Source organism: Pedobacter aquatilis (assembly GCF_032678425.1).
GTDB classification, from domain to species: Bacteria; Bacteroidota; Bacteroidia; order Sphingobacteriales; family Sphingobacteriaceae; genus Pedobacter; species Pedobacter aquatilis_B.
Window position 1 is genome coordinate 621219 of record NZ_JAVTSG010000003.1, and the last position, 24195, is coordinate 645413.

General features: G+C 37.5%; 23 protein-coding genes. 8 read left to right on the forward strand and 15 right to left on the reverse strand.

Going from position 1 to position 24195, the window contains the following annotated elements; genetic code table 11:
- Positions 1–82 precede the first annotated feature (82 nt).
- From R2Q16_RS12670 to R2Q16_RS12685, 4 genes are all read right to left on the reverse strand, one after another.
- Complete coding sequence (locus tag R2Q16_RS12670; RefSeq protein WP_316737500.1) at positions 83–1729, reverse strand: PepSY-associated TM helix domain-containing protein; 1647 nt, start codon at positions 1727–1729, stop codon at positions 83–85.
- Positions 1730–2019: 290 nt separating this feature from the next.
- Positions 2020–2349 carry a hypothetical protein gene (locus tag R2Q16_RS12675; RefSeq protein ID WP_316737501.1) on the reverse strand — a complete coding sequence of 110 codons (330 nt, stop codon included), beginning with the start codon at positions 2347–2349 and terminating at the stop codon, positions 2020–2022.
- A 130-nt stretch (positions 2350–2479) separates the two neighbouring features.
- Positions 2480–3721 carry a DUF4374 domain-containing protein gene (locus R2Q16_RS12680; protein ID WP_316737502.1) on the reverse strand — a complete coding sequence of 414 codons (1242 nt, stop codon included), beginning with the start codon at positions 3719–3721 and terminating at the stop codon, positions 2480–2482.
- Positions 3722–3740: 19 nt separating this feature from the next.
- A complete protein-coding gene (locus R2Q16_RS12685) occupies positions 3741–6131 on the reverse strand; it encodes a TonB-dependent receptor (protein ID WP_316737503.1) in 2391 nt (796 codons plus the stop codon).
- A 461-nt stretch (positions 6132–6592) separates the two neighbouring features.
- Between R2Q16_RS12685 and R2Q16_RS12690 the strand changes: the two genes are divergently transcribed.
- Complete coding sequence (locus tag R2Q16_RS12690; protein WP_316737504.1) at positions 6593–6781, forward strand: hypothetical protein; 189 nt, start codon at positions 6593–6595, stop codon at positions 6779–6781.
- A gap of 3 nt (positions 6782–6784) precedes the next feature.
- On the opposite strand, the gene R2Q16_RS12695 is transcribed toward R2Q16_RS12690, so the two are convergent.
- Positions 6785–7768 (reverse strand): SDR family NAD(P)-dependent oxidoreductase, encoded by a 984-nt coding sequence (locus tag R2Q16_RS12695; protein ID WP_316737505.1) that lies wholly within the window; start codon positions 7766–7768, stop codon positions 6785–6787.
- 173 nt (positions 7769–7941) lie between these two features.
- On the opposite strand from R2Q16_RS12695, the gene R2Q16_RS12700 reads away from it, so the two are divergent.
- Positions 7942–8535, forward strand: coding sequence for an HPP family protein (locus R2Q16_RS12700; protein WP_316737506.1), 594 nt, complete (start codon positions 7942–7944; stop codon positions 8533–8535).
- A gap of 11 nt (positions 8536–8546) precedes the next feature.
- Positions 8547–8996, forward strand: a complete 450-nt coding sequence (locus tag R2Q16_RS12705) for a GNAT family N-acetyltransferase (RefSeq protein WP_316737508.1) — start codon at positions 8547–8549, stop codon at positions 8994–8996.
- Here the strand turns inward: R2Q16_RS12705 and R2Q16_RS12710 are convergent.
- The 8 genes from R2Q16_RS12710 to R2Q16_RS12745 all read right to left on the reverse strand — a co-directional run bounded on the left by R2Q16_RS12710 (position 8993) and on the right by R2Q16_RS12745 (position 15981).
- Positions 8993–10105 carry an acyltransferase gene (locus R2Q16_RS12710; protein ID WP_316737509.1) on the reverse strand — a complete coding sequence of 371 codons (1113 nt, stop codon included), beginning with the start codon at positions 10103–10105 and terminating at the stop codon, positions 8993–8995. The genes R2Q16_RS12705 and R2Q16_RS12710 overlap by 4 nt on opposite strands.
- 321 nt (positions 10106–10426) lie before the next feature.
- Positions 10427–10903 (reverse strand): cupin domain-containing protein, encoded by a 477-nt coding sequence (locus R2Q16_RS12715; protein ID WP_316737510.1) that lies wholly within the window; start codon positions 10901–10903, stop codon positions 10427–10429.
- A 3-nt stretch (positions 10904–10906) separates the two neighbouring features.
- A complete protein-coding gene (locus R2Q16_RS12720) occupies positions 10907–11971 on the reverse strand; it encodes an alpha/beta hydrolase (protein ID WP_316737511.1) in 1065 nt (354 codons plus the stop codon).
- A gap of 20 nt (positions 11972–11991) precedes the next feature.
- The gene (locus R2Q16_RS12725; RefSeq protein ID WP_316737512.1) at positions 11992–12705 is read right to left on the reverse strand and encodes a carboxymuconolactone decarboxylase family protein; all 714 of its coding nucleotides are present in this window, start codon (positions 12703–12705) and stop codon (positions 11992–11994) included.
- 46 nt (positions 12706–12751) lie between these two features.
- Positions 12752–13378, reverse strand: a complete 627-nt coding sequence (locus tag R2Q16_RS12730) for a flavodoxin (RefSeq protein ID WP_316737513.1) — start codon at positions 13376–13378, stop codon at positions 12752–12754.
- 77 nt (positions 13379–13455) lie between these two features.
- Positions 13456–14502: an alpha/beta fold hydrolase gene (locus tag R2Q16_RS12735; RefSeq protein WP_316737515.1), complete on the reverse strand. Its 1047-nt coding sequence runs from the start codon at positions 14500–14502 to the stop codon at positions 13456–13458.
- A 28-nt stretch (positions 14503–14530) separates the two neighbouring features.
- Positions 14531–14977: a nuclear transport factor 2 family protein gene (locus R2Q16_RS12740; RefSeq protein WP_316737517.1), complete on the reverse strand. Its 447-nt coding sequence runs from the start codon at positions 14975–14977 to the stop codon at positions 14531–14533.
- A 20-nt stretch (positions 14978–14997) separates the two neighbouring features.
- Positions 14998–15981: an aldo/keto reductase gene (locus tag R2Q16_RS12745; protein ID WP_316737519.1), complete on the reverse strand. Its 984-nt coding sequence runs from the start codon at positions 15979–15981 to the stop codon at positions 14998–15000.
- 150 nt (positions 15982–16131) lie between these two features.
- Here R2Q16_RS12745 and R2Q16_RS12750 point away from each other — a divergent pair, with 150 nt between their 5' ends.
- Positions 16132–17028, forward strand: a complete 897-nt coding sequence (locus tag R2Q16_RS12750; protein WP_316737521.1) for a helix-turn-helix domain-containing protein — start codon at positions 16132–16134, stop codon at positions 17026–17028.
- 159 nt (positions 17029–17187) lie between these two features.
- On the opposite strand, the gene R2Q16_RS12755 is transcribed toward R2Q16_RS12750, so the two are convergent.
- Together R2Q16_RS12755 and R2Q16_RS12760 are read right to left on the reverse strand one after the other, a co-directional pair.
- A complete protein-coding gene (locus R2Q16_RS12755) occupies positions 17188–18006 on the reverse strand; it encodes an AraC family transcriptional regulator (RefSeq protein WP_316737522.1) in 819 nt (272 codons plus the stop codon).
- 148 nt (positions 18007–18154) lie between these two features.
- Complete coding sequence (locus R2Q16_RS12760; RefSeq protein WP_316737524.1) at positions 18155–19129, reverse strand: aldo/keto reductase; 975 nt, start codon at positions 19127–19129, stop codon at positions 18155–18157.
- Positions 19130–19533: 404 nt separating this feature from the next.
- Between R2Q16_RS12760 and R2Q16_RS12765 the strand changes: the two genes are divergently transcribed.
- From R2Q16_RS12765 to R2Q16_RS12780, 4 genes are all read left to right on the forward strand, one after another.
- Positions 19534–20406 (forward strand): alpha/beta hydrolase family protein, encoded by an 873-nt coding sequence (locus R2Q16_RS12765; RefSeq protein WP_316737526.1) that lies wholly within the window; start codon positions 19534–19536, stop codon positions 20404–20406.
- 93 nt (positions 20407–20499) lie between these two features.
- Positions 20500–21948, forward strand: coding sequence for a TlpA disulfide reductase family protein (locus tag R2Q16_RS12770; RefSeq protein WP_316737528.1), 1449 nt, complete (start codon positions 20500–20502; stop codon positions 21946–21948).
- A gap of 127 nt (positions 21949–22075) precedes the next feature.
- Positions 22076–22714, forward strand: coding sequence for an MEDS domain-containing protein (locus tag R2Q16_RS12775; RefSeq protein WP_316737529.1), 639 nt, complete (start codon positions 22076–22078; stop codon positions 22712–22714).
- 171 nt (positions 22715–22885) lie between these two features.
- Positions 22886–24073: a winged helix-turn-helix domain-containing protein gene (locus R2Q16_RS12780; RefSeq protein ID WP_316737530.1), complete on the forward strand. Its 1188-nt coding sequence runs from the start codon at positions 22886–22888 to the stop codon at positions 24071–24073.
- Positions 24074–24195 lie beyond the last annotated feature (122 nt).

Consider the following 24195-nt stretch of genomic DNA (forward strand, 5'->3'; position numbering starts at 1 on the left):
AAACTTATTTTACGAATCCCTCATTGTTTAACTCGAAGAACATTTTCGTTTCTCACAATGAGGGATATATTTCTATGAAGAACTATTTTTCTGCTACTTTAAGTTTTTCATGTTGTTTCATTTTAAATAATACCACAACAGATAAAATTGACAATATCAGGAACAATAAATCAATAAACAGAATATCAAATTTTCCTTCATTAAAGGTAGTCCATAACCAATTATTACGCTTAAAACCATCTGCCAACGGCAATAAAAGACAGAAGATTGCAGATAATATTAAGGTTTGGTGATTTGTAGTTCTGATGCTTCTTCTGGCAATAAAATAGAGCGATAATACCAACCACGAATAAAAATAGATGTGGTAAATTGCCGATTGGTCTGGCTTATCAATAAATAGCAAACTCAACATAGTTAGTGCGGTTACCGGAAGCATACTCAGGCAAGAAGCCATAAAAATATTAGCGGTCCAGAAGTTAAAAACACGTTTATGCTTAGGCACATTATTTTTATCTCTGGCAACAAGCCAAATCAATATCCCGGAAATAATAACCAAACAACCCATTACACCCAATACAAAAAATATGATGCGGAGTGGTTTACCTCCAAAATCGCCAAAATGTAAATGGTAAATGGTACTTTTTATTTTATCTACATAACTCGAACTTTTAACTGGTGATACCTCGGTTAAAATTTTGTTATCCCGCACCCGATAAACCAGTTTTCCGGTTCCCGAGAAACTTTTGTTAGCTCTAGGTTTAGCCGCTACAATTACATGCATATTTGCATCACCGTAATTCTTTATCGTTACACCGGTAATTCTGCTGTGACTCCATTTATCTTCTATTTTTTCGACAAATTCATTAACCTGAAAAGTTTTTTGCAGTGGCTGATAAGAATACACGTATTTCGTAGTATCACTATATTCTAAATCCTGATAAATTGCAGCACTATCGCCTTTGTAAAGGTATTTTGTATAAGGGCCAACTAAAAACACGTTTGCAATTAAAACAACACCGGTAACTGCAAAAACTAATTGGAAAGGGAAACCAATTACACCAATTGCTGTGTGGAGGTCTGTCCACAAAGTTTTCCATTTAGACCATGGCCTGAAGGTAAAAAAGTTCGAGACAATTTTATTCCAATGGAGCATTAATCCTGTTACCAACGCGAATAAGAATATAAACGATACCACACCAGCCAATAAATAGCCGAACGGTGCACCTAAGCGAATTGGAACTGCATTAAGCTGGGCAAGAAAATGTAATCGGTATAAAAATTCGCCCATATCATAGGCTTCTGAATAATCACCAGATTTTTGCTTGGAAAAATCATAGTTAAAATACATCGAATCATCATCGCCACCTCTGCCCCTGCCTCGGCGTTTTTTAGGTTCGCCTTCGGGTTTAGGTTTAGGTTTCTTTTTTAAGGTTGTATCAGCCGATGCAGTCATGGAAACATATGCACCAACATCATTTCTCTGAATAAAGAAATCGAAATCTCTTCCTTTCAGATTAGTTTTTTGCCCAAGAGAATCGATAACCTTATCAAAATCTCTTGTTAACGTTTTACGGCTTTTAACATATGAATTATTTTTTTGCCAGGCACTAATTTCTTCTTTAAAGAATGAAAAAGAACCCGCAAAAAATATCACGTATAAAAGTGCGCATATTATAATTCCACTTATCGTATGTGTATGAAAATATATATTGTATTTTCTGTTATCCATTTTTCTTTATAAAAAAGTATACAGGGCTGAAAAAATTAAGGTCAGCACAAGATAGATTGTAAAAATTTTCCAGACACTTTTTGATAAAAACGCCAGAAGTAATAATATAGACCAAATGATGTAACCTGTTATAAATGAAGTAACAATAACATCCCTCTGGGGAAAAACTTTGCAGATAAGCAAATGAAAGGAGAACATAACGGCATAACCGCCGATGCTGCCAATAAGAATTTTTGCTAATCTAAGCCAGGGCGACTTGGTAAGGTATTTTTTGTTAGCCGGCATATCAATTATATTAAAAACTCTAATATTAAAATGGAGAAATAAAGCACTGCAATTGTAGTTGGGCGCAAATAACGAAACGGCTGCAACAGCACGATTAAACTCCCGGCAGCCATAATGCCAACAATTATGGCCACTAATCCGCTCGACCATCCAAGGGAAATAATGAATAATATTGTCGCTACAACGAATAATGCAGCAGCCACTAAACGATAAGTTTTACCATTTGTCGCAATTTTTGCCAAATATGCAGGTGTATTTTTTTCTTTGAATTGCTTTGAGGTTAAGTAAAACAGTTCAAAAGATATCAGTAGAAGTAGAAATGTAGTCGTTATCATAAAATTAATGCATTAAACAAATTGCTTTTGATGAAAAAAGCATTATTTAAAGCAATAACAGTAGAAGTAAATCAGACTAAAATTTAGCCAGATTTTCTCTACTGCTATCGCTCAAACTAGAGTATTAATTTTATTTGATGTGCTGAATTGCAGTGATTAAACCACCTTCAACTTTCAAACCTCTTGTTGCAACTGCTGTGCTGGCATCAACTTTATAAACATAAGTTGAACCGTCTAACAAGTTAACACCTACATAACCAGTTTTACCATCAACAGGGCTATAGTTTGTAGTTGTTACGCTTGATACAGTTGCAGGGTCTGCAAAGCCAGTAACCGGAGTTACGGTTTTAGCCACAACATCAACAATTGCCAAACGTTTTCCAACAACATATGGGCCTTTAGTAGCAACTGGTTCGATGTTAGCAATGAATTTATTTTGGCCAATACCGAACCAATTAGTAATTACATATCCTTTAGATACTTCTTCGAAATTGAAGAAATAAGTTTGGTCAAATTCTGTAGCTCCAGATTTAATTCGGGTAATAGCTGATGGTTTGGTAGAAGTTAACTTACCTTCCGCAGAAGTAGCGCCATCCATCGCAACTGATGATGAAAATGCATAGCAATCACCGTTTTCAACCACGCCTAAACCATCGGTAAAGTATCTTCCGATAAAACTTGTTCTGGTATCTTTAATGGTTTTCTCATATTTCATATCTGGATAAGAGAATACTGCAATACCCGCTTCGTTTGGATATTTAGTAAAGAAGTTAGCGTAAATACCGAAGTAAGGAGCAAACACCTTGTTGCCAACTTGTTTAATCCAGCTAAGGTGAGCAATTTCGCCATTACCACTAGGAATAATTGCATCGGTTGTACCTTTTCCAACCTCAGCATTGGTTTCTGCGCTCACGCGATACCATTCGTAAACAGTTGGTGTACCTTCTGCGGCAATTCTTCTTGGTACTTTCATCATTAAGATATCATCATTAACTGGCGCAAAAGCTTGTACAGTTGCCGAAGTGAAATCGTTTAATTTTTTCAGTTTACCGTCTGTAACACCATAAACAGTAACAGCACCCGGACTACCCTGGCCATATAACATACTAAAAAACTTATTTTTTGCAGTAACATAGTATCTATACAAACCATCTTGTTCAACACCATTACCTACAATAGAAACTGCACCGCTTTCTAAACTGCTCGCAGTTAATAAATAATCTGCTTTACTGGCAATTGCAGTCGGACTAACCGCAATTACATAGTTCCCAGGATTCTCTGGAATAACTTCTCTATCTGATTTTTTTTGGCAAGAACTTAAAACACCTACAAAAGCCATAGCTAGTAGTGAATTCGTAATTGTTGTTTTCATATTAATTTTTATTAAAGATTTATTTTTGTGATTTATTAATAAAGTATCTAAGATTCAGGTAAAAGCTACGACCTGGTTTTTGCAGAGCAAAATTGTCAAACACAGGTTTATCAGCAATATTTCTTACTTCGAGAGAAACATTGTATCTGCCATTTTTCATCGAGTAAACGAAGTTGGCGTCATGAGAAACTTGCGCCGGAATACCGTATTTTGAATCAGCCGTTGGCGAACCGAAGCTAGGCCAGTCTAACCAGAAATCATGTACATATAATAGGTTGTAGCCAACTGTTAAATTATTTCCCTTAGCAAAAACATCCTTAAATGTCCCGGAAACATCTGCATTGCCAAAAAAGAAAGGAATATTTGGCATCTGGTCTAAATAGGTTAAACTTTCAGTCGTGTAGTAGCGTCTGGCGTTTGCATCGTAATCATATTGCTGAAGGTTAATTAATCTTTGGTAAGTAACTGTAGCGCCTGCGCTTAACCAGTTTTTATAAGAATACCTGATTTCGCCATCAACACCCGTTGTACGTACACCATCACGATTATCTGAAATGGTAAAATCTCTTTGAGCACTTGTACCGCCTACAAACCTGCTAAAAATGAAATCGGCTGAATGTCTGTAAATAGCATTTGCTGTAACAGAGAAACGGTTAATATCATTTAGCTTAAACCCGTAAACTAAACCTAAGTTAAAGTTGTCACTCTTTTCAGGTTTCAATAAAGGATTAGCCGCTTCATTTTCCAGGTTACCAAAAATTTCATTGGCTTCTGGCATTCTATTCGTCAATTCGTAAGAACCTCTAACCTGTAAATCTGGGATTACATAATAGGATAACGCCGTACCGTAGCCTAACTTTTCGTCAGAATTCGTTCTGTTTAAACTACCAACTACACTTTGTAATGTAATGTACTTACCGAAAACATTTACATTCCATTTGTTTTGTATAGCATAAGAATAACCAAAACCCAATACGTTTTTATTCATCGTTTTGGCGGGATCTAATGCATTTCTATCTGGGAATAAAAGATTGTCAGTTTTTCTGTTAAAAGTTGAGAATACGTTATTTACTGCAACAGACTGACGCTCGGAAATTTGATAACTTACCATCGCTGTAGCCAGGCCATTATTATTTCTGAATTCGCTATGCTGACCACCATCGCCACGTTCACCCATACTTACTTTCGGGTCACGGATTCCGTCCCAGTCATAATCTGCCCTAGCTGTATCGATAGTTGTTTCGTAACCTAAATTGTAGTTTGCATTAATGGTTACATCAAGCCCTTTTAATAAGTTAACTTTTTTATATTTTAAGGAAGGCATCACAATGTTTCCACGTCTATGTAATTGACCGTAAACCGCTTCTGGTCTTGCCGCTGTTTGAATTTCTTTATAGTTTTTCCCTAAAGTCATTCCAATCAAAAAGTTATCTGCCCACGATTTACCAACCACACCTACGTTTGCAATCAAGGTTTCGTTGTGATAGTTGTCATGAAATCTTTTTACAGATGGAGCTCTGAATTCTGGCTGCATATCGTTTTGCAACAATAACCTTAAATCCGTTCTGTAATTGTTATCAGAATAGTTTTGGAAAGCATTCAATTGAAATGTTAGACCACTTTTTGAAGTTACTGCCGCATTGATTACACTACGATGCGTATTGAACGATCCATACGAATAAGAGGCATCTAAATAATTGCGCTGACTGTTATTGGTTACAATGTTTATGGCACCACCCAAAGCATCAGAGCCTAACCAAATAGGCACAACACCTTTGTATATTTCTACACGTTCGGCAAGGTTAATTGGAATGTTATTTATCTGGAATGATGAACCGAAATTATCCATCGGGATTCCGTCAATAAAATAACGAATGTGGCGACCAGAAAACCCATTTAACGAAACATTAAAGTTTGAGCCAACACCACCTGATTCTCTTACGCGAACACCAGCAACCTTATCCAATGCACCTGAAATATCCAGCGTAGAATTGTAAAGTTTTTTTGCATCAATAGCGGTTACGTTAAAGGCTTGCTTATTTACTTCTTGCGCTTTGGTTCGGCCAATTACATTAACCGTTTCCATTTGGGCAGCGTCTTCTATAATTGAAAGGTTTAATTTAACTTCAATGCCGTTTGATAAATTAACCTCTTTTTTTATGGTTTTATAACCAATTGCACTTACAACAATACTGTAACTTCCTTGCGGAACGTTAGCGAATTTGAAATAACCTTTTTCATCGGTTACTACACCAAAATTTGTTTTTTGAATTCTTACGGTAGCACCTGTAAGTGCTTCACCAGTAGAGGTTTTTAGATATCCCGAAACCGAAGAGGCTAGATTTTGGGCATAAGTGAAAATTACGAAGGCACATAACATGCCCGTTAGCAAAATTTTCTTAAATTGCATGACTTTTAACTGAGATTAAAGGTGAGCCGGTTTGTCCGGTTTAGCCACATGGGTCCGAACCATGTGGCATTTTTTTTATGCGGCAAATATAGACCTTATTTAGAATAAGTCCAAATAGAAACTAGAATTTATTAAAACTTTATTAGAAAATGAAATGATTTTATAACCATTTCCCATAATTTGAACCAATTAGTTAATCGGTTTAGAAACTACTATGATAAACAAAAACATCGCTTAATGTATTTATTGCCTTATTTTGAAGCAATGATATACGCCTGTATTTCAGAAAAGCTTAAACATAAAAGCGCTGAGAAAATTATTATTTCTCGAAGAGTAAAAAATCTGCATGCCTAAAATTAAAGACAAAGTAAAGCATATTCCACTTATTAACATCTGTTAAGAAAAACCATTTAAGCCTGCTTTACGAATGTATTAAATTTATATATCTAAAAAATATAGCCATGGTTAACATATCAACAGAACAAGAATATAAGCTTGTTATTGCGCAAATCAAAAGCTTATTAAATACATCCAATCCAACGGTTATAACGGAAGAAATTCCTGAGATGATGAGGTTATCTCAGGCGGCTACAGAATATGAGCAAATTAAGTACGATTTTACAAAACGTTCACTAAACCAGGCCTCGTAATTTTTAACTTCTTTTTCCTGATAATAATAAAAATCCTAAACTTAAGGCCAAACCAATACCCAAAGCGAGTGTAGCTTTTTTTGATGGTTCTGGAATTAGCGATTCGCCATAAATTTGATGTGGTGGTGCTGATGGCTCTAACACATTACCGGCAGTTGGTTTTCCATCTTTAACATGCATCAAAACCCTCATCCCGCCAGATGCGGTATTAACCAGTAATTTTGGAAATATGCTATGCATCGTTTTTAAAGCCCATGATGAAAAATCAGGAAATTTATCTTTCTTCGGACTTAACGCAAGTTTTAATAATGCGCTTGCAGTATCTTTCGGATCAGCAGCAAATGGTTGTATTTTGAAATCGAGCCCAGAGTATTTTGCAGAATGCATATTGCCCGTAGAACGTTGTATCTGGGGATAAAGATTGCAAACATGAATATTCGCTTCTGCAGATAATTCGCCCTGAATACACTCCATCATACCTTTGATTCCAAACTTAGTGGCAGAATAAACCGCACTGTAAGGCGCAGGCATAAATCCGCCAATTGAAACATTATTGATTAGAACGCCAAACCCTTGCATTTTGAAAACCGGAATAATAGAATGAGCAGCATTCATATAGCCCAATAAATTTGTTTTCACTACCTGGTGACTAACTTCAATCGGTATTTCATCAAATTTACCACTAGCCATAACACCAGCATTATTAACCCAAAAATCAATTGTTCCCGAAAAAGACAATGCTTGCTCAATCAAATTTTGAATTTCATCATAATTGGAAACATCAGTAGGTACACCAATTGCCCGAACGCCTAAACTTTCGCAATAATCTACAGCATTTTGAAGCGGTAATTCACCTCTTGCCGCCAATACTAAATTACAACCTGCATTGGCAAAAGCTTCAGCAGTAGCTAAACCAACGCCGCTTGATGCGCCAGTAATGATTACAGTTTTACCCAATAAATCGCTTTTCGTTGTGCTGCTTTTCATGTTTAATAATTTATAATGTTCTTATTTCCAACATCAAAAGCATAGAAATGTTTTATAAATCCCCCCAATTAAACCGAACAAATATTTGCTACTATTGATTAAGCAATCAACCAAATTCAGCTATAAATTTTTTCTCGCTAAAGCCATATATTTGCCCGAAAGAAATTAATCTATTGATAAGAAAAAAAATTAAGCGGAATTACCGACTTGGCAGATATTTCATTTACAAAGAGACACTGGTTAATTACAAAGAAAAATTCTGGTCGTTTATCGGTGCGGTTGTTGGTATTGGCATAATTGCCTTAATACAATCATTTTATTTCCCACAAAGTGATAATACCTTTTTGATTGGTTCTTTCGGAGCAAGCAGCGTATTAATTTATGGTGTTATCGCGAGTCCGCTGGCGCAACCTCGTAATTTAATTCTTGGACATTTAGTGAGCGCAATAGTTGGGGTTACCGTCTATAAAATTGTGCCTGATGTTATTTGGATAAACGCACCCCTTGCTGTTGCCTTTTCTATCATCGCGATGCAATACACGAAATCCCTGCATCCGCCGGGTGGCGCAACCGCGCTTATTGCTGTATCGGGCTCTGCTAAAATAAAATCGTTAGGCTATTTATATGTTTTATTTCCTGTTTTAACAGGTGTATTGATTCTATTTATCGTCGCACTTATCTTCAACAATTTAACGGCAGACAGAAAATACCCGGTAAAAAGTCGTTTAAAACGCCGGTTTCTATTCATCAACCGTAATAAAGATTAATTAACTCAACAATGAATTTATCATACATAGCCAAACATTTCTCCGCATTAAACATTACCGAACTTTACGAATTATTGAAGTTGAGAAGCGACGTATTTGTTGTGGAGCAAGAATGTGTTTACGCAGATTTAGACAATAAAGACCAGGAAAGCTTTCACATTCTTTACTATGCTGATGGCGAGTTATCTGCCTGCACCCGCTTATTGCCAAAAGGTTTATCCTATGATGAAGTTTCAATTGGCAGAGTTGCTACTTCTGCCAAACAACGTGGAACTGGTTTGGGGCGTAAGCTAATGGAAGTTTCAATAGCAGCCTGTTATGAAAATTTTGGCCACTCACCTATTCGCATAAGTGCCCAACATTATTTGCTTGAATTTTACCAATCGCTTGGTTTTGTGGCGCAAGGCGATGTTTACGATGAAGATGGAATACCGCATATTGAAATGCTAAAATCCAGCTAAGCCCACTTTTTGCGCAACCATTTACGAACAGGCTCATCATACCATTTTAAAGTGATGTAAGCGAGAATGGTTGAACCAATTAATATGGCTAACGCTACTGGCCAAACCTCTGTTATGGTTATGCCTTTGTTATTGCTAATCCAGGCCACGTAGAAGTACACAATTGGGTAATGCACTAAATAAAGTGGATAAGAAATATCGCCTAAAAATTTACAGATTTTATTGCCGATAGCCGTTTCAGTATTTCCGCTCGCCCCGATATAAACAATTAATGGGAAAATAATAATGATGCTTACCGACTCGTAAATTCCATTTAACCACACATTATCCGCACCTCCAATTCTCGGCATATACAAAACCAAAGCAACCAATAAGCCCGACCATAAAAATGCATTTTTTAGCCGTGCAGGCTTTGCAATCCGCGACAATAACAAACCTGCAAAAAATGGAAATATGGTTCTGGTAATACCAACACGAACCTGCTCTACATTTAGTGTCCAGCCACCGGCAACATTTCCATTAACACTTGTTATAGCCAAATGCGACAGTGCTACCGCAGCAATGAATACCAAAACACCAAGCGCTTTGTTAGAGAGTTTTCGGATACCGATAGCGTAAAAAATATTGGCTATATATTCAAAAAACAACGACCACCCCACACTGTTAAGCGGATGCATTTCTTGCCAACCTCTAATATCTAACGATAAAGGAACGGGAAGAATGGTATAACCCACCAGCAAAACCAACAACATTTTCCATATTGGAACCTCGTGTATGGTTGGCCATATTGCAGAATCAGTATAGTAAAAACCGATTGCTCCAAGTGTCATACCTAAAATAACCATCGGTTGCAAACGGATAATACGGCGTTTTAAAAAACCGCCAACGCTCATTTTATGCCACCGGTCATCATAGGCATAGCCCATTACAAAACCAGATAAAAGAAAGAAAAAATCAACTGCCAAATAACCATGATTAACCAAATTATCTAACTGGCTTGTCGCTAAAGGCTCTGCGAGGTGAAAGGTTACTACGATAATTGCAGCAAGGCCGCGTAATCCATCAAGTATTGGGTAATGCGGTTTTGTAGTCAGACTTTTTTGGTCCATTGGTTAGTTAAATTTGCGTAAGGGCTAATAATTTTATTGCGAGGAATTAAAAAATATCATTTGTATAATCAATCATCCAATCATCCGCTAATTCACTAATTCAGTCATTCAATTCTTCCCTCGCAAATTATTAAACATTCACAATTTTTCCTTTAGATAACTGCAATGTTGCAAACCTCAACCAATTCCATCACTCACTAACCCCATCATTCTCTAATTCACTAATTCTATAATTCAATATTCCATCTTCCCTCATCCATAACTCACTAAACCCACCATTCTCTAATTCACTAATTCTATAATTCAATATTCCATCATCCACTAATTTGCCCTATACTGCTTTTCTGCCACCGGCTCTAACCAAACCACAGCCCCAAGATTTGCGTTAGTACCTATTGCAATATGAGTCATAGGTTTAGCAGAAGTTGCGCCATGCCAGTGCTCTACACCCGGCAAACACTTTATTACAGCTCCCTTTTTTACCGTTTGTTTCGTCTTTCCACGTTCCTGGTACCAACCAGTTCCTTCCGTAATCAACAGAATCTGGCCGCCAGCGTGTTTGTGCCAGTTTGTTCTCGCTCCTGCCGAAAAGCTTACCGAACCAATATTGCTATTAAATATCGTATCTGAAGGCACCAACATGTGAAGCCAAACCTTGCCCGTAAAATTATCATTGGTTACATTATCTCCAAGTGGAAATAGTTTGCTGCTATCTTCAGATTTCTCTGTATCCTGAGCCGAAACTGACCTGCCATAACAAAATAAGGAAAGCAGCATTATACAAAAACGGAACTTCATAACTTAAAGGTTTTTATGATAAAAATCAGTTAATTTATCAATAGCTTTCGATACACATTCTGGCTTCCAATAGGTATCAATATGTGTGGCGTTTTCTAGAATATAAAGTTCTTTGGTCTTTGCATTAATGGCCTTATCAAAAACTTCATCCGTCATGTATTTTGTATCTGCCTTGCTTCCAGCCATCATCAGTAATGGTTGGTTAATCAAATCCGTATTCGTATTTGCATCAAAAGTCATTAAATCGATTAAGCTACTCGTGGTATATTTAAAAGTAGAATTTGGATGCTTGTGCGTGCGGTGATAATAAATGTAGCCTTCTCTGTATAAATCCGTTGGTATTTTAGCAATCTCTTCATCTGTAGGTTCGGCAGTACCGCTGTAGATAATCGGTGCGCCCGCAGCTTCCTTGGCCCTCGCAGCCGAAGCCTCAGCTAAACGTTGTTGTATGGTATTTACCTGACTGTTTAAAAAGCCATTTCTCCTAACTTCTCCAGAATTAAACATACTTAAAGTAGCAACAGCCTTGAAACGCTTATCAGATTGGGCCGCTTTTAAAGCATAGCCACCGCCACCACAAATTCCAAGCAAAGCGATTTTATCAACATCAACACCATCATACTTGGATACAAAATCTGCCATCCCATGAATATCTTCTATTCTGTTTGATGGCTTATCAACATTTCTTGGCATTCCGCCGCTTGCGCCTTGATAGGCTGCATCAGCAGTTATCGTTATGTAGCCCTGCTCAGCCATTTGTTGTGCATACAAACCTGCCACCTGCTCTTTAACACCACCATTTGGATGCGCAATGACCAAAGCAGAATACTTTTTGCTTGCATCAAATTGTGGAGGCGTGTAAACATTAGCCGCAATGGTAACGCCATTTAATGTATAACTAACCGGATGTATATTTACCTTGTTTTTCTCGTTTACTTTAATGGCATCTTTGTAAACTAAGCCAAACGGATTTTGAATTTCAGCACTTTTCTTTATTTGTGCTACTGCAGTAACAGCATCTGTTGTGATAATAGCTGAAGCAGCCAGTAAGAATTTAATAATTTTCATATGCTATAGTTTAAACTTTGTTAATGAGCGTTAGTTATCTTTTCTAATACTCGATTCGCTTCCACTTCACGTGCTTCACCTGCAGTATTCCGGATGAGTGATGTGAATGTTTTTAAATTATCCTTAGTGAAACCGAGGTTAAGGCAAATTGCAAAGTGACTTTGAAGCATTGGTTCAGCCTCTCCAATGGTTGCGATAACGGCGATTGTGACCAACTCACGCTGTTTATACGAGAGTACATCCCTTTCAAATAAATCTGCAAAAAGATGCTCTTTCAAGAAAGTGTCAATTGTAGGTGCAAACGCACCATAGCCGCTTAGTTTTTCTGTAGGTGGCGTTTTGGTTAATTCACTTAATATCTCTTTCCCTCGTGCATATTTAGTGCCGGCCTTCTCAATTGGAGAAGCGTCCAGACCAAGATTATCTTTAATCCCGCTTAACTTCCTTCCATCCAGTACCTCCATAAATGTTTGCAACGCCCGTATACTTCTCGGGAAACCACAATAAGCATAGGTATGGACTAGAATTTCTTTTATCTGATTGATAGTTAAACCTGCTTCAAGTCCATTGTTTAAGGCTGTTTTTAACCGTACTAAATCACCCTTGGCCGTAAGCGAAGCAATGGTTATAATATTACTTTCCGTCTTATTTAATGTATCTGGCTTAATCACTTGCAGGGCATCAGCTTTTACACACATGGTGATAAACATTATCAAAAGGATTATTTTTTGCATACCGTTAGGTTTTTTTGATGGATAATTCATTGCGCTTCAGCATTAATTATTTGAGTATTTCGATTTCCTTTAGCCACTTCACAACATCTTTCTCTACTAAAATCTTCTTTTCATTTTCCATTACAAATAAAACCCCATCTCTTTCTATACCACCTTTTACGGTAAAGCCCTTAAGCACTTTGCTGTTTTCACATAGTGATTTTAACGTATCAAAACTGCTGCCCACACCATAACCACCATTAGTATTAAATGGAATAATTATTTTGTTCTGAAGATTATTTGTTTTTAAAAAGCTTTTGATTGGCGGTGGAAGTTGCATGCCCCAAGTTGGGAAACCAACAAATATCACCTCATACTTATCAATATCTTTTACCTTTGTTTTTAAGGGCGGCAAAAAGCCAGCATCATTTTCTCTCGCTACCTGCTCAACGGTTTGCCTGTAATCAGTTGGATATGGCTTTTCCAGTTCCAGTGCTAAAATAGCTCCTCCGGTTTGTTTTCTGATGATTTCGGCTAGTGCCTTGGTATTATTGGTTCGGGACAGGTAAACGATAAGAATTTTATCCGAATCAACCTTATCCGCGAGTGTTGTTTTATTTTGCGCCTTCGTGCATGATGCGCAAAACAACGACAATAAAACCACCGCTATATTAATACAATTGCTGTTTTTCATGTTTTGAAGATTGATAAACAAAATTCAGAACATTGTGGCACTTTAAAGTATATGGATAACGGTAATGACTACCAATTTTACTTATCCAAACCTTTTTGCTTAAACCACTTACTGATGACGTCTGCAAATTCAAGGTTATTTAAATCCGACATTGCAAAATGCGTATTACCTTTTAACCCTATTTCTGGCAGTTCTACAACAGTAGCTTGCCCACCATTTTCATTAACCAATGCAGCCCATTGTTTTGCCGTTGCTAAAACATTTCTCCAAAAGTTTAATGATGCGGCATTGGTTTCTTCCTTCGGGATAAAGTCTCCGTAATAAATTACAATTGGGATTTTCGTAAGCTTCTTAAAATCTTCCATAGAAACCGTTCTTCCACCCCTGCTTCCTTGCGGTGCAAAGCCCTCCGGAAAACAAAAACCACCTGGCTCTATCGCAACTACGGCTTTAACCTTATCATTCCTGATGGCAACTTTCCAACCTGGCGCACCGCCAGCCGAATGGGTAAATAAAATTCCATTACCCGATTTTTCAAATACGGCAGACATTGCACTTACGATGGTTTCTTCATCTACAATTCCGGTATTTGGAGTCATCATTCTATAAAATTGATCTAATGCTTGTTCATCCTTAGTAAATTGAACACCCTCATAAAATTTTGGATATTGACCAATACGAAACTGGGTAAACCAGGTTTGATCATCAGGTGTAACATTAACTTGTATAGGTTTTATCGTCTGTCCCGCTGCGCCACGACCAGGCTGATCCACTAAATAAACACTGAAATTTTTACGCAAAAAGATGTTATCAAAACCATCCCTTCCATCTGCCGTGGTTTGCCAGCTGCGTTTTGATTGCCCATAGCCATGTAGAAAAACCAAAGCATTTTGTTTGGCCTTATTTGGAATCTGGTAGAAAACATCAGCATGGTCGCCATGCCTTGTCTGTCCACCTTGTTTATCACTCCAGGGCTTTAAGGCATCAAATGTACCCTCACTTTTAATTACTGAGCCGCCTGCAGAAAAAGTACCCTGCTTAACAATACTGAGTTGTTTCTGTGCGTTAGATTCAGCGGTGATTAATAATACACTAACGAAGAGTAATTTTGATATCAATTTCATAAAAAGTCTATTTCAGTTTAATATACAACTATCTGCCTGCATTAATTTTGGTGAAAGACAAAGAAGCCAGTTTCCAGTTATTTTGTTCGAAAACATAAACTTCAGTTACGATAAATGGATTGCTAACTTCATTACCACCAACAACCGCTAAAAGGGTTAATTTACTCAATAAAACTGCAGTATTACCCATTACATTAACTGTTGTATTTTCAATATCGGCGTGTTTATACCAGATGCTTCCATTCTTAATCACATTTAGTTCTTGAGTTTTACCCCAAGAGCCACCCATATGCACAAAAACAGATTTATCGTGAAATAAATTCGCCAAAGAATCGGCACTTTTATTTGCCATCAAAAGCCATTTATTTTTTGAAATGTTAAGTACCTCTTGTTCTGCTGAAGTCGGATTTGTGGCCTTCTGTGCCAGGCACGAAAAGCTTATAAATGCAAACAGAATAACAACCAGTTTTTTCATGATCTTATTAATTAATGGTTCTATTTGCCTACTCTATCTTGTAAATGTTGAGGATACCTGGCGCCAACAATTTCAATATCATTTAAAGCCGAAGCAATATTTTTTAAATCTGCTGTTGATAATTGAACCGATACACCACCTACATTTTCTTTTAAACGATGGATTTTTGTTGTACCCGGAATCGGGGCAATAAATGGTTTTTGAGCCAATAACCAGGCTAAAGCAATTTGCGCTGCTGTCGCATCATATTGTTTCGCCAATTCCTTAACGAGTAACACTAAAGCCTGATTTGCCTTTCGGTTCTCTTCTGAAAATTTTGGAACCTGGTTTCTAAAATCACTTGCATCAAATTTGGTATTTTCATCAATAGCACCGGTTAGAAAGCCCTTACCTAGCGGACTAAACGGCACAAACCCAATACCCAACTCCTCCAAAACAGGAATTATCTGTTGTTCGGGTTCTCTAAAAAACATCGAATATTCACTTTGCAAAGCCGCAACAGGCTCAACCGCATGTGCTTTACGAATACTATCCACACTAGCTTCTGATAAGCCCCAATGCTTAACCTTCCCTTCATTCATCAAATCCTGTATCGTACCTGCAACCTCTTCAATCGGCACATTAGGGTCAACACGGTGCTGGTAAAACAAATCGATGTAATCTGTTTGCAAATACTTTAAAGAATTTTCTGCAACAGCACGTATGCGTTTCGGATGACTATCCAATCCTTTTGTTGCATCACCATCCTTAAAACCAAATTTGGTCGCCAACACAACCTTATCTCTGAAGGATTTAACCGCCTTTCCCAATATAATTTCATTCCCACCCTGACTATATGCCTCAGCGGTATCAAAAAATGTTATGCCTAAATCATATGCTTGTCTGATTAGGGCAATCGCATCACTTTCTGCTGTCGCCGGACCATAACCAAAAGTTAAACCCATACAACCCAAACCCAGTTCTGAAACTTCTAATCCGCCTTTACCTAATGTTCTTGTTTTCATCTTTAATTGATTTATTATACAAATATCTGTTAATTCAATTCCAACAATTGGATATGAATTACGGTTTTACTAACCATTATTACAGATATTACTTTAGGTTTGAAACTTAGCCGATTTCAAAGCGTAACTTTAAACCATAAAAACAACACCATGAGCACCTTAGTTAACTTCGACACGGTTGATGATTACAACAAATTCAACAACCACCAAACCCTGCATCCCCTGGTAAGTGTACTCGATTTAAATAAAGCACAGGAAAGAAAGGGTTCTAAAATGAATTTTGGTATTTACTGTGTTTTCTTAAAAGATGTGGTGTGTGGCGATTTGAAATACGGAAAGGCTAATTACGATTATCAGGAAGGTACATTGGTTTTTGTTTCGCCGGGACAGGTAATGGAAGTAGAAAACAAAGTTGATTTTTACCAACCTAAAGGATTAGTGCTGGCCTTTCACGCAGATTTAATTAAAGGAACGGCATTAGCGAAAACCATTGCCAGTTATAATTTCTTCAGCTACAAAACCAATGAGGCTTTACACTTATCGGCAGCAGAACGCCAGATGGTGCAGGATATGCTCAATAAAATCGCTTTAGAGTTACAACATGGTGTAGATAAACACAGCAAAAAACTGATTGCAGCCCATATTGAATTGCTATTAAACTATTGTGAACGTTACTACGACAGGCAATTCATCACCCGGGAAAATGTAAATAGCGGCATACTCGAAAAATTTGAGGAACTCCTGAATAGCTATTTCGAATCTGAAAAGCCCTATACAATTGGTTTGCCAAATGTAGCCTGGTGTGCAGAACAATTACATTTATCTCCAAACTATTTTGGCGATTTAATTAAAAAGGAAACGGGTAAAACCGCACAGGAATACATACAGAATAAAATTATCGATGTAGCTAAAGACAAAGTTTTTGATGCAGATAAATCCATCAGCCAGATAGCCTATGATTTAGGTTTCAAATATCCGCAACATTTCAACCGCTTGTTTAAACAGCGTACGGGCACTACACCAAATGAGTACAGAGGTTTGAATTAAAGAATTTCCAAGTCTCAATTATCAATTACCAATTACCAATAATCAAAAAACAATTTAGCAATTCAACAATAAAACAATTATCAATTTAGCAATTCAACAATTTCCAATAAACAATTTAGCAATTTAGCAATTAAACAATTTTCATTCATCCATCACCCCTCATCCATCCCCCCTCACCCCCGTCGGTGCTTTACCAAACTTCTTCTTAAACGAACTGGAAAAGTGCGAAAGACTTTCAAAACCTAAGTCTAAATAAATCGCAGATGGTTTACTTTGTTTATGTTCGATGAGGTGTCGGGCTTCAAGCAGGCGTTTATCCTGTAACCACTGCCTCGGTGCCATGCTAAAAATCTTTTGAAAATCCCTTTTAAAACTCGCTAAACTTCTTCCCGTTAGGCGGGCAAATTTCTCTATCGGGATATTAAATTGAAAATTATTCAGCATAAATTTCTCCAAATCCATTTTATGAGGCTCAGAAAAATCAAAAAGGAAATTGCGTAGCTCCGGTTTAATATGCAGTAACAATTGTACCGCCTCCTTAACCTTTAATAATCCAACTGATTTGGTAACCGGCTCATCCGGTCGACTGATGTATGGCTTTATCGATTGAAAAAAGCCCCTCAAAAATTCGTTAGCAGGTATGTGGATGTTATTCTTACCAATATATTTTCTGTCAACCACTATTTTTTCTTCCAAAGCAATTTGCCTTAATAAATCATTTTGCAAACGGATAATAATGGTTTGGTAGCCACTGTCGTTCAAAGGACTTTTAGTTAAGGTAGCCAGCTGGTTTTTCCGCACCAACAACATTTCTTCCTTTTCCATAGATACCTTTTCGCTGGTGGTTTCAATGGTAAATTGACCCGATACCTGCAATACTAAGGTATTATGCTCCATAAAGGCCACCTTCTCTTTCCTTTGCTCAGAGTAATAAGAATAGAAAATAAAATCGGGCAGAATTTCCGTTGGATTAATCATAATTAAATATAAAAGGAAAAGGTTTTGTTAAGGTAATTTTTGCCTGGAATATTTTCAATTCTCAAGAAGATTGTCACGTTGAGCATGTAGAAACGCTTTAAAATATTACGTTCTCGAAACCCAACATGACAATCCAGCCCTAGAACACTTAACGTTGCAAATAAGTACCGCCCAATATAGCACCAGGTGCAAAAGCAGTATTAAGCATCGCCAATTCATTATCACTAAGCGTTAAATGCATAGCTGCAATATTTTCAGGTAATCTTGAGCGACTGCTCATACTCACCAATGGCATGATGTGCTCACCTTGCGTATTTACCCAGGCAATAGCCATTTGAGTAGGTGTTACACTCCTTTCATCAGCCAGTTTTTTTAAAATTTCAACGGTTTCAAGGTTCTTAATTAAATTTTCACCTTGAAATCTTGTAAAATGAGATAAGTGATTACCAGCTTCAAGCGGTGCTTTCATCGAACCCGTTAGCAAACCTTCGGCAGTATTGGCGAAAGCTACCACACCAATCCCAAGTGCCGCAGCCGTAGGCAAAAGTTCTTGCTCAATTTGTCTGTCGGCAAGTGAATAACCAATTTCCAGTGCCGAAACGGGATAAACTTCATTTGCCTTACACAACTGTTCGCTCGTAATTTCCGAAACACCTAAGTATCTTACTTTTCCCTCTCCAATAAGCTCAGAAATTGTTCCAACAATGTCTTCAATCGGCACGCTATTGTCTATACGACAAGGCTGATACAAATCAATCACATCTACACCCAGACGCACCAAAGAATAATTAATAAAGTTTTTAATGGCAATCGGACGTAAATCAAGACCTATCAATCTGGAATGGCTATCGAAAATCGCCCCAAACTTTACGCTGATAAAAGCATCAGCTCTTCTACTTTTTATCGCCTTTCCAACCAATAATTCATTATGCCCGGCCGCGTAAAAATCTCCTGTATTTAAAAAATTAATGCCATTATCCAAAGCAGCATTAATCGTTGCAATGCTTTCTGCCTCATCACGTACGGGGCTACCCCAAACCGACGACATACGCATGCAACCCAAACCTAATTTTGAAACCAACGGACCATTTTTGCCCAATTGTATTTTCTGTATATTTTCCATTTTGATTCTATTAAATTAACAACACAAATATGATGCTTTTTAAATTCAGCACATGTTCTCAGCGGCTCAATTTACTTGCGCACAAGGCTCATGAATTAGGAATACTCAATTAAACAATTATCAATTTTTCAATAAACAATTATCAATTAAACAAGTATCAATTTGCAATAAACAATTTTCAATTAAACAAGTATCAATTTGCAATAAGCAATTAAACAATCCAGCAATCTAACAATTCAACACCTTAACAATTCAGCTATCTAACAATTCAGCACTTCAACAATCTAACAATCACTCATTCAATCCTTCACTAATTCAACAATCCACCCCATTTTACCGCGCTTCCATCACATTTTCCTCATCTGCATTTTCTAGCACAATATCTTAGTTTAAAAATATTATATATGAAAAAATTGATATTGATTACGCTCACAATTCTAGGCTTATTATTCCAACTCAGCAAGTCTGCAACGGCACAGCAAAAAAGTTATACCATTCAGAATATTAAGTTCGAAAATGCAGGCATAACCCTTTCGGGTTCACTCTTTCTACCTAAAAAACCAAAGGCAGCGTTAGTGCTGATACATGGCTCGGGACAGGAAAAAAGAATGACGAAATTTGCTATTGATTTGGCCAACCAAGACATTGCCGTATTTACTTATGATAAGCGGGGTGTGGGCGAATCAGGCGGAAAATACGCTGGACCCGAAGTCGGTACCAATAACATCGATTCAGCCAATCTGGAGCTTTTATCTGATGATGCGGCTACAGCTTGCAAAACTTTAGCCCAACAGTTGCCTAACGGAAAGCTCCCATTGGGTTTAATGGGTGTTAGTCAAGCCGGGTGGATTATCCCAATGGCTGCTGCTAAAACAAACTTGGTAAAATTTATGGTCATATATAGCGGTCCGGTGGTGACTACCCTTGAGCAATTGCGCTTCCAGTTTTACACCAATGGTGATGTTAAGTTTTGGGAAAGCCATAACGAAGCAGACGCTTTGGAACACATTCATAATGATGCAGACAGGTACCAATTCACCACTACAGACCCGATGAAGACATTAGCCAAGCTAAACATTAAAGGCTTATGGATTTTTGGAGCGCAAGACATTCAGATTCCGGTTGCTTTATGCGTAAATAATCTAAAAATGCTTCAAGCGCAAGGAAAACCATACGAATATTTTATCTATCCTGAATTGGGACATAATACTGCTTTTTTAAAATCGACATCAACCATAGATAAAGCGATATCATGGATTAAAAAAAACTATAGATAAATAGCGACTATTATAATCCACTCAGATAACTAGTTAATTAGTTGTGTTTTACAAACCTATTCATTATCTTCAAATAATTACATCAACCCTGTTATGAAAAAATTCATCTATTCCCTCCTGCTGTTTTTCTTTTGTGTTAGCGTGTTTGCTCATGATGCTAAAAATGAACCACTAATTATTCAGGGAAAACTGACCGGTTCGCCTGAAAAGTTGCTTAAGATTTTCTTTTATGATGAAAACGATAAAATTAACATGGATACCATCCACCTCAAAGAAGATGGTTCTTTCTATTTGAAAACTTATAAAATCAAACGCCCACAACGAACCAGCATACAGAATAACCGTACACAAATCAACCAGATTTATGTTGCTCCAGGATACAATTTAACCATTACTGGTGATGCCAGGGATTATAAAACACTTTTCCAAAGTAAAAAAATAATGGGCAAAGGCGCCGGAGTGAATGCTTACCGAACCAAGTTGGATTCGGCTTATGCCAGCCGACAAAGGGGACAGGATTGGTATGAAATGAAACTAGACGATTTGCTGAAATACATTGCCCGCGAAAGAAAACTTCAGGATTCTATTCATCAGATTGTATTTGCAAAAAATAGCGAGCAGGATAAATACTTCGAAACCTTCGGCCGTATGATTAAGGTTGACACTGAAAGTATCGCGATGTATAACCTCATGGAACACATCGCAATGAATAAATATGATCATCAGAAAATGATTGCTTTAGTTCAGGAAAATATACCTGAAGCTTTTAAAAATGGTTTTTCTAATGATAATTACATGAATGCAGAAGATTATAAAACATGGTTGATAGGAAATTATGTGGCTTATACCAGACAATTAGATAAAGTACTTGATTCTACAATTGCTAAACAGGATGGCTATAATTTAAAGAGTATAAAGTCGGCTTTGAGTGGTAAAGCAAGAGATTATTATCTTTCGAGGGTTGTCATTTCAAGTATAAATGGCAGTAAATCCATTGATGCATTAAACGGTGCAAATAAAAGACTCATACCTTATATCGAAGCCTTTTCAAACAAGAACTATAGTGCTGAACTTGCAGAAGTATACGCAGAAAAAGAAAAACAGCTTATGCAGGTTCAGATTGGTAAACCTGCACCAGATTTTACTTTGCTGAGTGCAGACGGGAAAACCTATCGTCTTACAGATTTCAGAGGAAAAGTGGTCTACATCGACCTTTGGGCAAGCTGGTGTGCACCCTGTCGTGAAGCAATGCCAGACTATAAAAAGCTGCACGAAAAATATAAGTCAAATGAATCTTTGGCGTTTTTAGGCATTGCTGTGTCAGACGGAGAACGGGAATGGCGCCAGGCGCTCAAGGAAGAAAATCCGAGCTGGCTTCAGCTTCGCGATGCAGATGGAGTGATTTCAAGATCCTACGTGGCCAATGCTATTCCCAAATATATAGTGATTGATAAAAATGGGAATATCGTAAGTTTTGATGCTCCCGGTCCCGGGGATAACGAAGCAGAAAAAATTTTACTGCAGGAATTAAATAAGGGTTAATCTATATACCTGCAATATAACTTACTTAAATACTAAAAATTAAATGATACTATTTATAGTGTTTAAGTACATAAAATAAAGTATTTGTACGGGAACATAATACACTACACTTTAATTACATTTGTGCATGATAAATCCAGCTCAATTTTCCCTATGTGGAGAATCCCTTTCAGCACCAATGCATATTTGTGGATTCTTTGATTCCAGGGAAGAGCAATATGAGGTTATCTTACCTTATATCAAAGAGGGCCTGGATAAAAATGAAAAGGTAATCAATATCCTGGAAAGTGATCGCCATAGGGAACATTGCAATTGCCTCAAAGAGCATGGAATATCGGTTGCTGGTACATTAGCTACTGGTCAGCTAGAAGTGCTGGCTTCCGAAAACACTTACATTGAAGGTGGACGTTTTACAGCAAAAAAAATGCACGATACTTTGGAACAAACCTTGATATCTGCAAAAAGAGCGGGTTTTGAACATGTCAGGGCATGTGGAGATATGGTTTGGGCATTAAAAAATCTGCCAGGTACTGATGAACTTTTAGAATATGAATCAAGTTTAAACCTGCTTACGCCAAATCACTCCTGCTCCCTCATTTGTATGTACGATGTAAGTAAATTCAGTGATACCGCAATTACCGATATTTTGCTCACCCATCCCTACGTAATCAGTAAAGGGAAAGTTAGTAAGAACCCGCATTATGTAGAACCAAACCTATTAATGTCTAACCTTGCCACTTTTCGCTCAGCGCCTTTAAGCGCCTAAAAATCGCCTTTATAGGTGAAACACACCTTATTCTTAAATTATCTTGACACCTATTGTGGCAAAACCTGATGGGATGCCATAACAATAATTTCAACACAAGTTTCTAAAATCAAGTATTGAATTTGAACGAAAGATTTAAAACAATAAAATCTCTTTTCATATTTTAGTTGAATGCAAAGCATTTCGCTAACAAAATCACAGGCAAGAAAAATAATTATCGATGCGGCCGGCCTGGCTAGGCCCGCACAGTTTGGTTATGGAATAGATGCTGTAAAGAATTTACTGGATCAGCTTGGATTTATACAACTCGACACCAATTATGTTGTGGAGCGGGCGCACCACCATGTCATATTTTCGAGAGTACCAGATTATCAAATTCAATGGTTAAAAGAACTTTCTGATGAGGGCAGCATATTCGAATACCTGACTTCCGAAGCCGGTTTCTGGCCGATGGATGATTTCCGCTATTCTTTGCCAATTAAAGCGGCCTATCAAGAGAAGGTTCAACTGCTGAACAAGGCAGAAGTGCAATTAATGCAGCAAATCATGGATCAGGTGGAGCGTGAGGGTGCAGTGAGGGTTAGTGATTTTGAATATGACCGCGAGCAAGCCAGTACGGGTTGGTGGGATTGGCGTCCGGCTAAGGTTGCATTAGAAAGGCTTTACATGGAAGGGAAATTAATGATCAGTCGCGACTCAAAATTCCATAAAAGTTATGATGTCCCCCTGAACATCGTGCCTATCGACATCAATATCAAAATGCCTGATGCCTCAGCATTTGCACGTTACATCATCCGGCGAACATTAGGTGCATTAGGCATTTCTTCGGTAAAAGAAATGGCATGGCGCTCCAGAAGGGTTAAGGGAAACCTGGTTAAAAATGAGCTGGAACTTATGGTGCAATCCGGCGAAGTATTAAGGGTTCAGGTCGAGGATATGAAAGGTCCGCTTTATATGCTCGCCAGTCAAAATATAGACGTAGAAATTTCAAAAGAGGTTTTTATACTCTCCCCTTTCGATATCCTTAATGTGTTTCGGCATCGCCTGCAGGATTTCTTCAATTTCGATTACCAGATAGAATGTTTTGTTCCGGCTGCAAAAAGGCTGTATGGTTATTTTTCCCTTCCGATACTTGAGGGAGATGTATTTATCGCCAGAATGGATGCTAAAGCAGACCGAAAAAGGAAAATACTCCTCATCCATAACATACACTTCGAAGCAATTCCGCTCAAACCAAATACCATTCAAAAATTTACAGCAGCGCTCAAAGCTTTTGTAATTTTCAACGATTGTGTAGACATTAGCTTTAGTCAATCCAACCGAAAAGACTATCTGGACGCTATAAAAAATCAGTTTTGATGATTATTTAAGAGTCATTTATCCTTAAATAAAACATCGTATCTCATTTCTAATAAATTTTGATACACGCTGTTCAAGATGTTAAGCGCAGCGCATCTCGAACTTTAGATATAAACGGATTT

Excerpts from the sequence above, each read along its gene's own strand:
- R2Q16_RS12670 (WP_316737500.1), bottom strand. The coding sequence starts at position 1,729 with ATGGATAACAGAAAATACAATATATATTTTCATACACATACGATAAGT.
- R2Q16_RS12675 (WP_316737501.1), bottom strand. The coding sequence starts at position 2,349 with ATGATAACGACTACATTTCTACTTCTACTGATATCTTTTGAACTGTTT.
- R2Q16_RS12680 (WP_316737502.1), bottom strand. The coding sequence starts at position 3,721 with ATGAAAACAACAATTACGAATTCACTACTAGCTATGGCTTTTGTAGGT.
- R2Q16_RS12685 (WP_316737503.1), bottom strand. The coding sequence starts at position 6,131 with ATGCAATTTAAGAAAATTTTGCTAACGGGCATGTTATGTGCCTTCGTA.
- R2Q16_RS12690 (WP_316737504.1), top strand. The coding sequence starts at position 6,593 with ATGGTTAACATATCAACAGAACAAGAATATAAGCTTGTTATTGCGCAA.
- R2Q16_RS12695 (WP_316737505.1), bottom strand. The coding sequence starts at position 7,768 with ATGAAAAGCAGCACAACGAAAAGCGATTTATTGGGTAAAACTGTAATC.
- R2Q16_RS12705 (WP_316737508.1), top strand. The coding sequence starts at position 8,547 with ATGAATTTATCATACATAGCCAAACATTTCTCCGCATTAAACATTACC.
- R2Q16_RS12710 (WP_316737509.1), bottom strand. The coding sequence starts at position 10,105 with ATGGACCAAAAAAGTCTGACTACAAAACCGCATTACCCAATACTTGAT.
- R2Q16_RS12715 (WP_316737510.1), bottom strand. The coding sequence starts at position 10,903 with ATGAAGTTCCGTTTTTGTATAATGCTGCTTTCCTTATTTTGTTATGGC.
- R2Q16_RS12720 (WP_316737511.1), bottom strand. The coding sequence starts at position 11,971 with ATGAAAATTATTAAATTCTTACTGGCTGCTTCAGCTATTATCACAACA.
- R2Q16_RS12725 (WP_316737512.1), bottom strand. The coding sequence starts at position 12,705 with ATGCAAAAAATAATCCTTTTGATAATGTTTATCACCATGTGTGTAAAA.
- R2Q16_RS12730 (WP_316737513.1), bottom strand. The coding sequence starts at position 13,378 with ATGAAAAACAGCAATTGTATTAATATAGCGGTGGTTTTATTGTCGTTG.
- R2Q16_RS12735 (WP_316737515.1), bottom strand. The coding sequence starts at position 14,502 with ATGAAATTGATATCAAAATTACTCTTCGTTAGTGTATTATTAATCACC.
- R2Q16_RS12740 (WP_316737517.1), bottom strand. The coding sequence starts at position 14,977 with ATGAAAAAACTGGTTGTTATTCTGTTTGCATTTATAAGCTTTTCGTGC.
- R2Q16_RS12745 (WP_316737519.1), bottom strand. The coding sequence starts at position 15,981 with ATGAAAACAAGAACATTAGGTAAAGGCGGATTAGAAGTTTCAGAACTG.
- R2Q16_RS12750 (WP_316737521.1), top strand. The coding sequence starts at position 16,132 with ATGAGCACCTTAGTTAACTTCGACACGGTTGATGATTACAACAAATTC.
- R2Q16_RS12755 (WP_316737522.1), bottom strand. The coding sequence starts at position 18,006 with ATGATTAATCCAACGGAAATTCTGCCCGATTTTATTTTCTATTCTTAT.
- R2Q16_RS12760 (WP_316737524.1), bottom strand. The coding sequence starts at position 19,129 with ATGGAAAATATACAGAAAATACAATTGGGCAAAAATGGTCCGTTGGTT.
- R2Q16_RS12765 (WP_316737526.1), top strand. The coding sequence starts at position 19,534 with ATGAAAAAATTGATATTGATTACGCTCACAATTCTAGGCTTATTATTC.
- R2Q16_RS12770 (WP_316737528.1), top strand. The coding sequence starts at position 20,500 with ATGAAAAAATTCATCTATTCCCTCCTGCTGTTTTTCTTTTGTGTTAGC.
- R2Q16_RS12775 (WP_316737529.1), top strand. The coding sequence starts at position 22,076 with ATGATAAATCCAGCTCAATTTTCCCTATGTGGAGAATCCCTTTCAGCA.
- R2Q16_RS12780 (WP_316737530.1), top strand. The coding sequence starts at position 22,886 with ATGCAAAGCATTTCGCTAACAAAATCACAGGCAAGAAAAATAATTATC.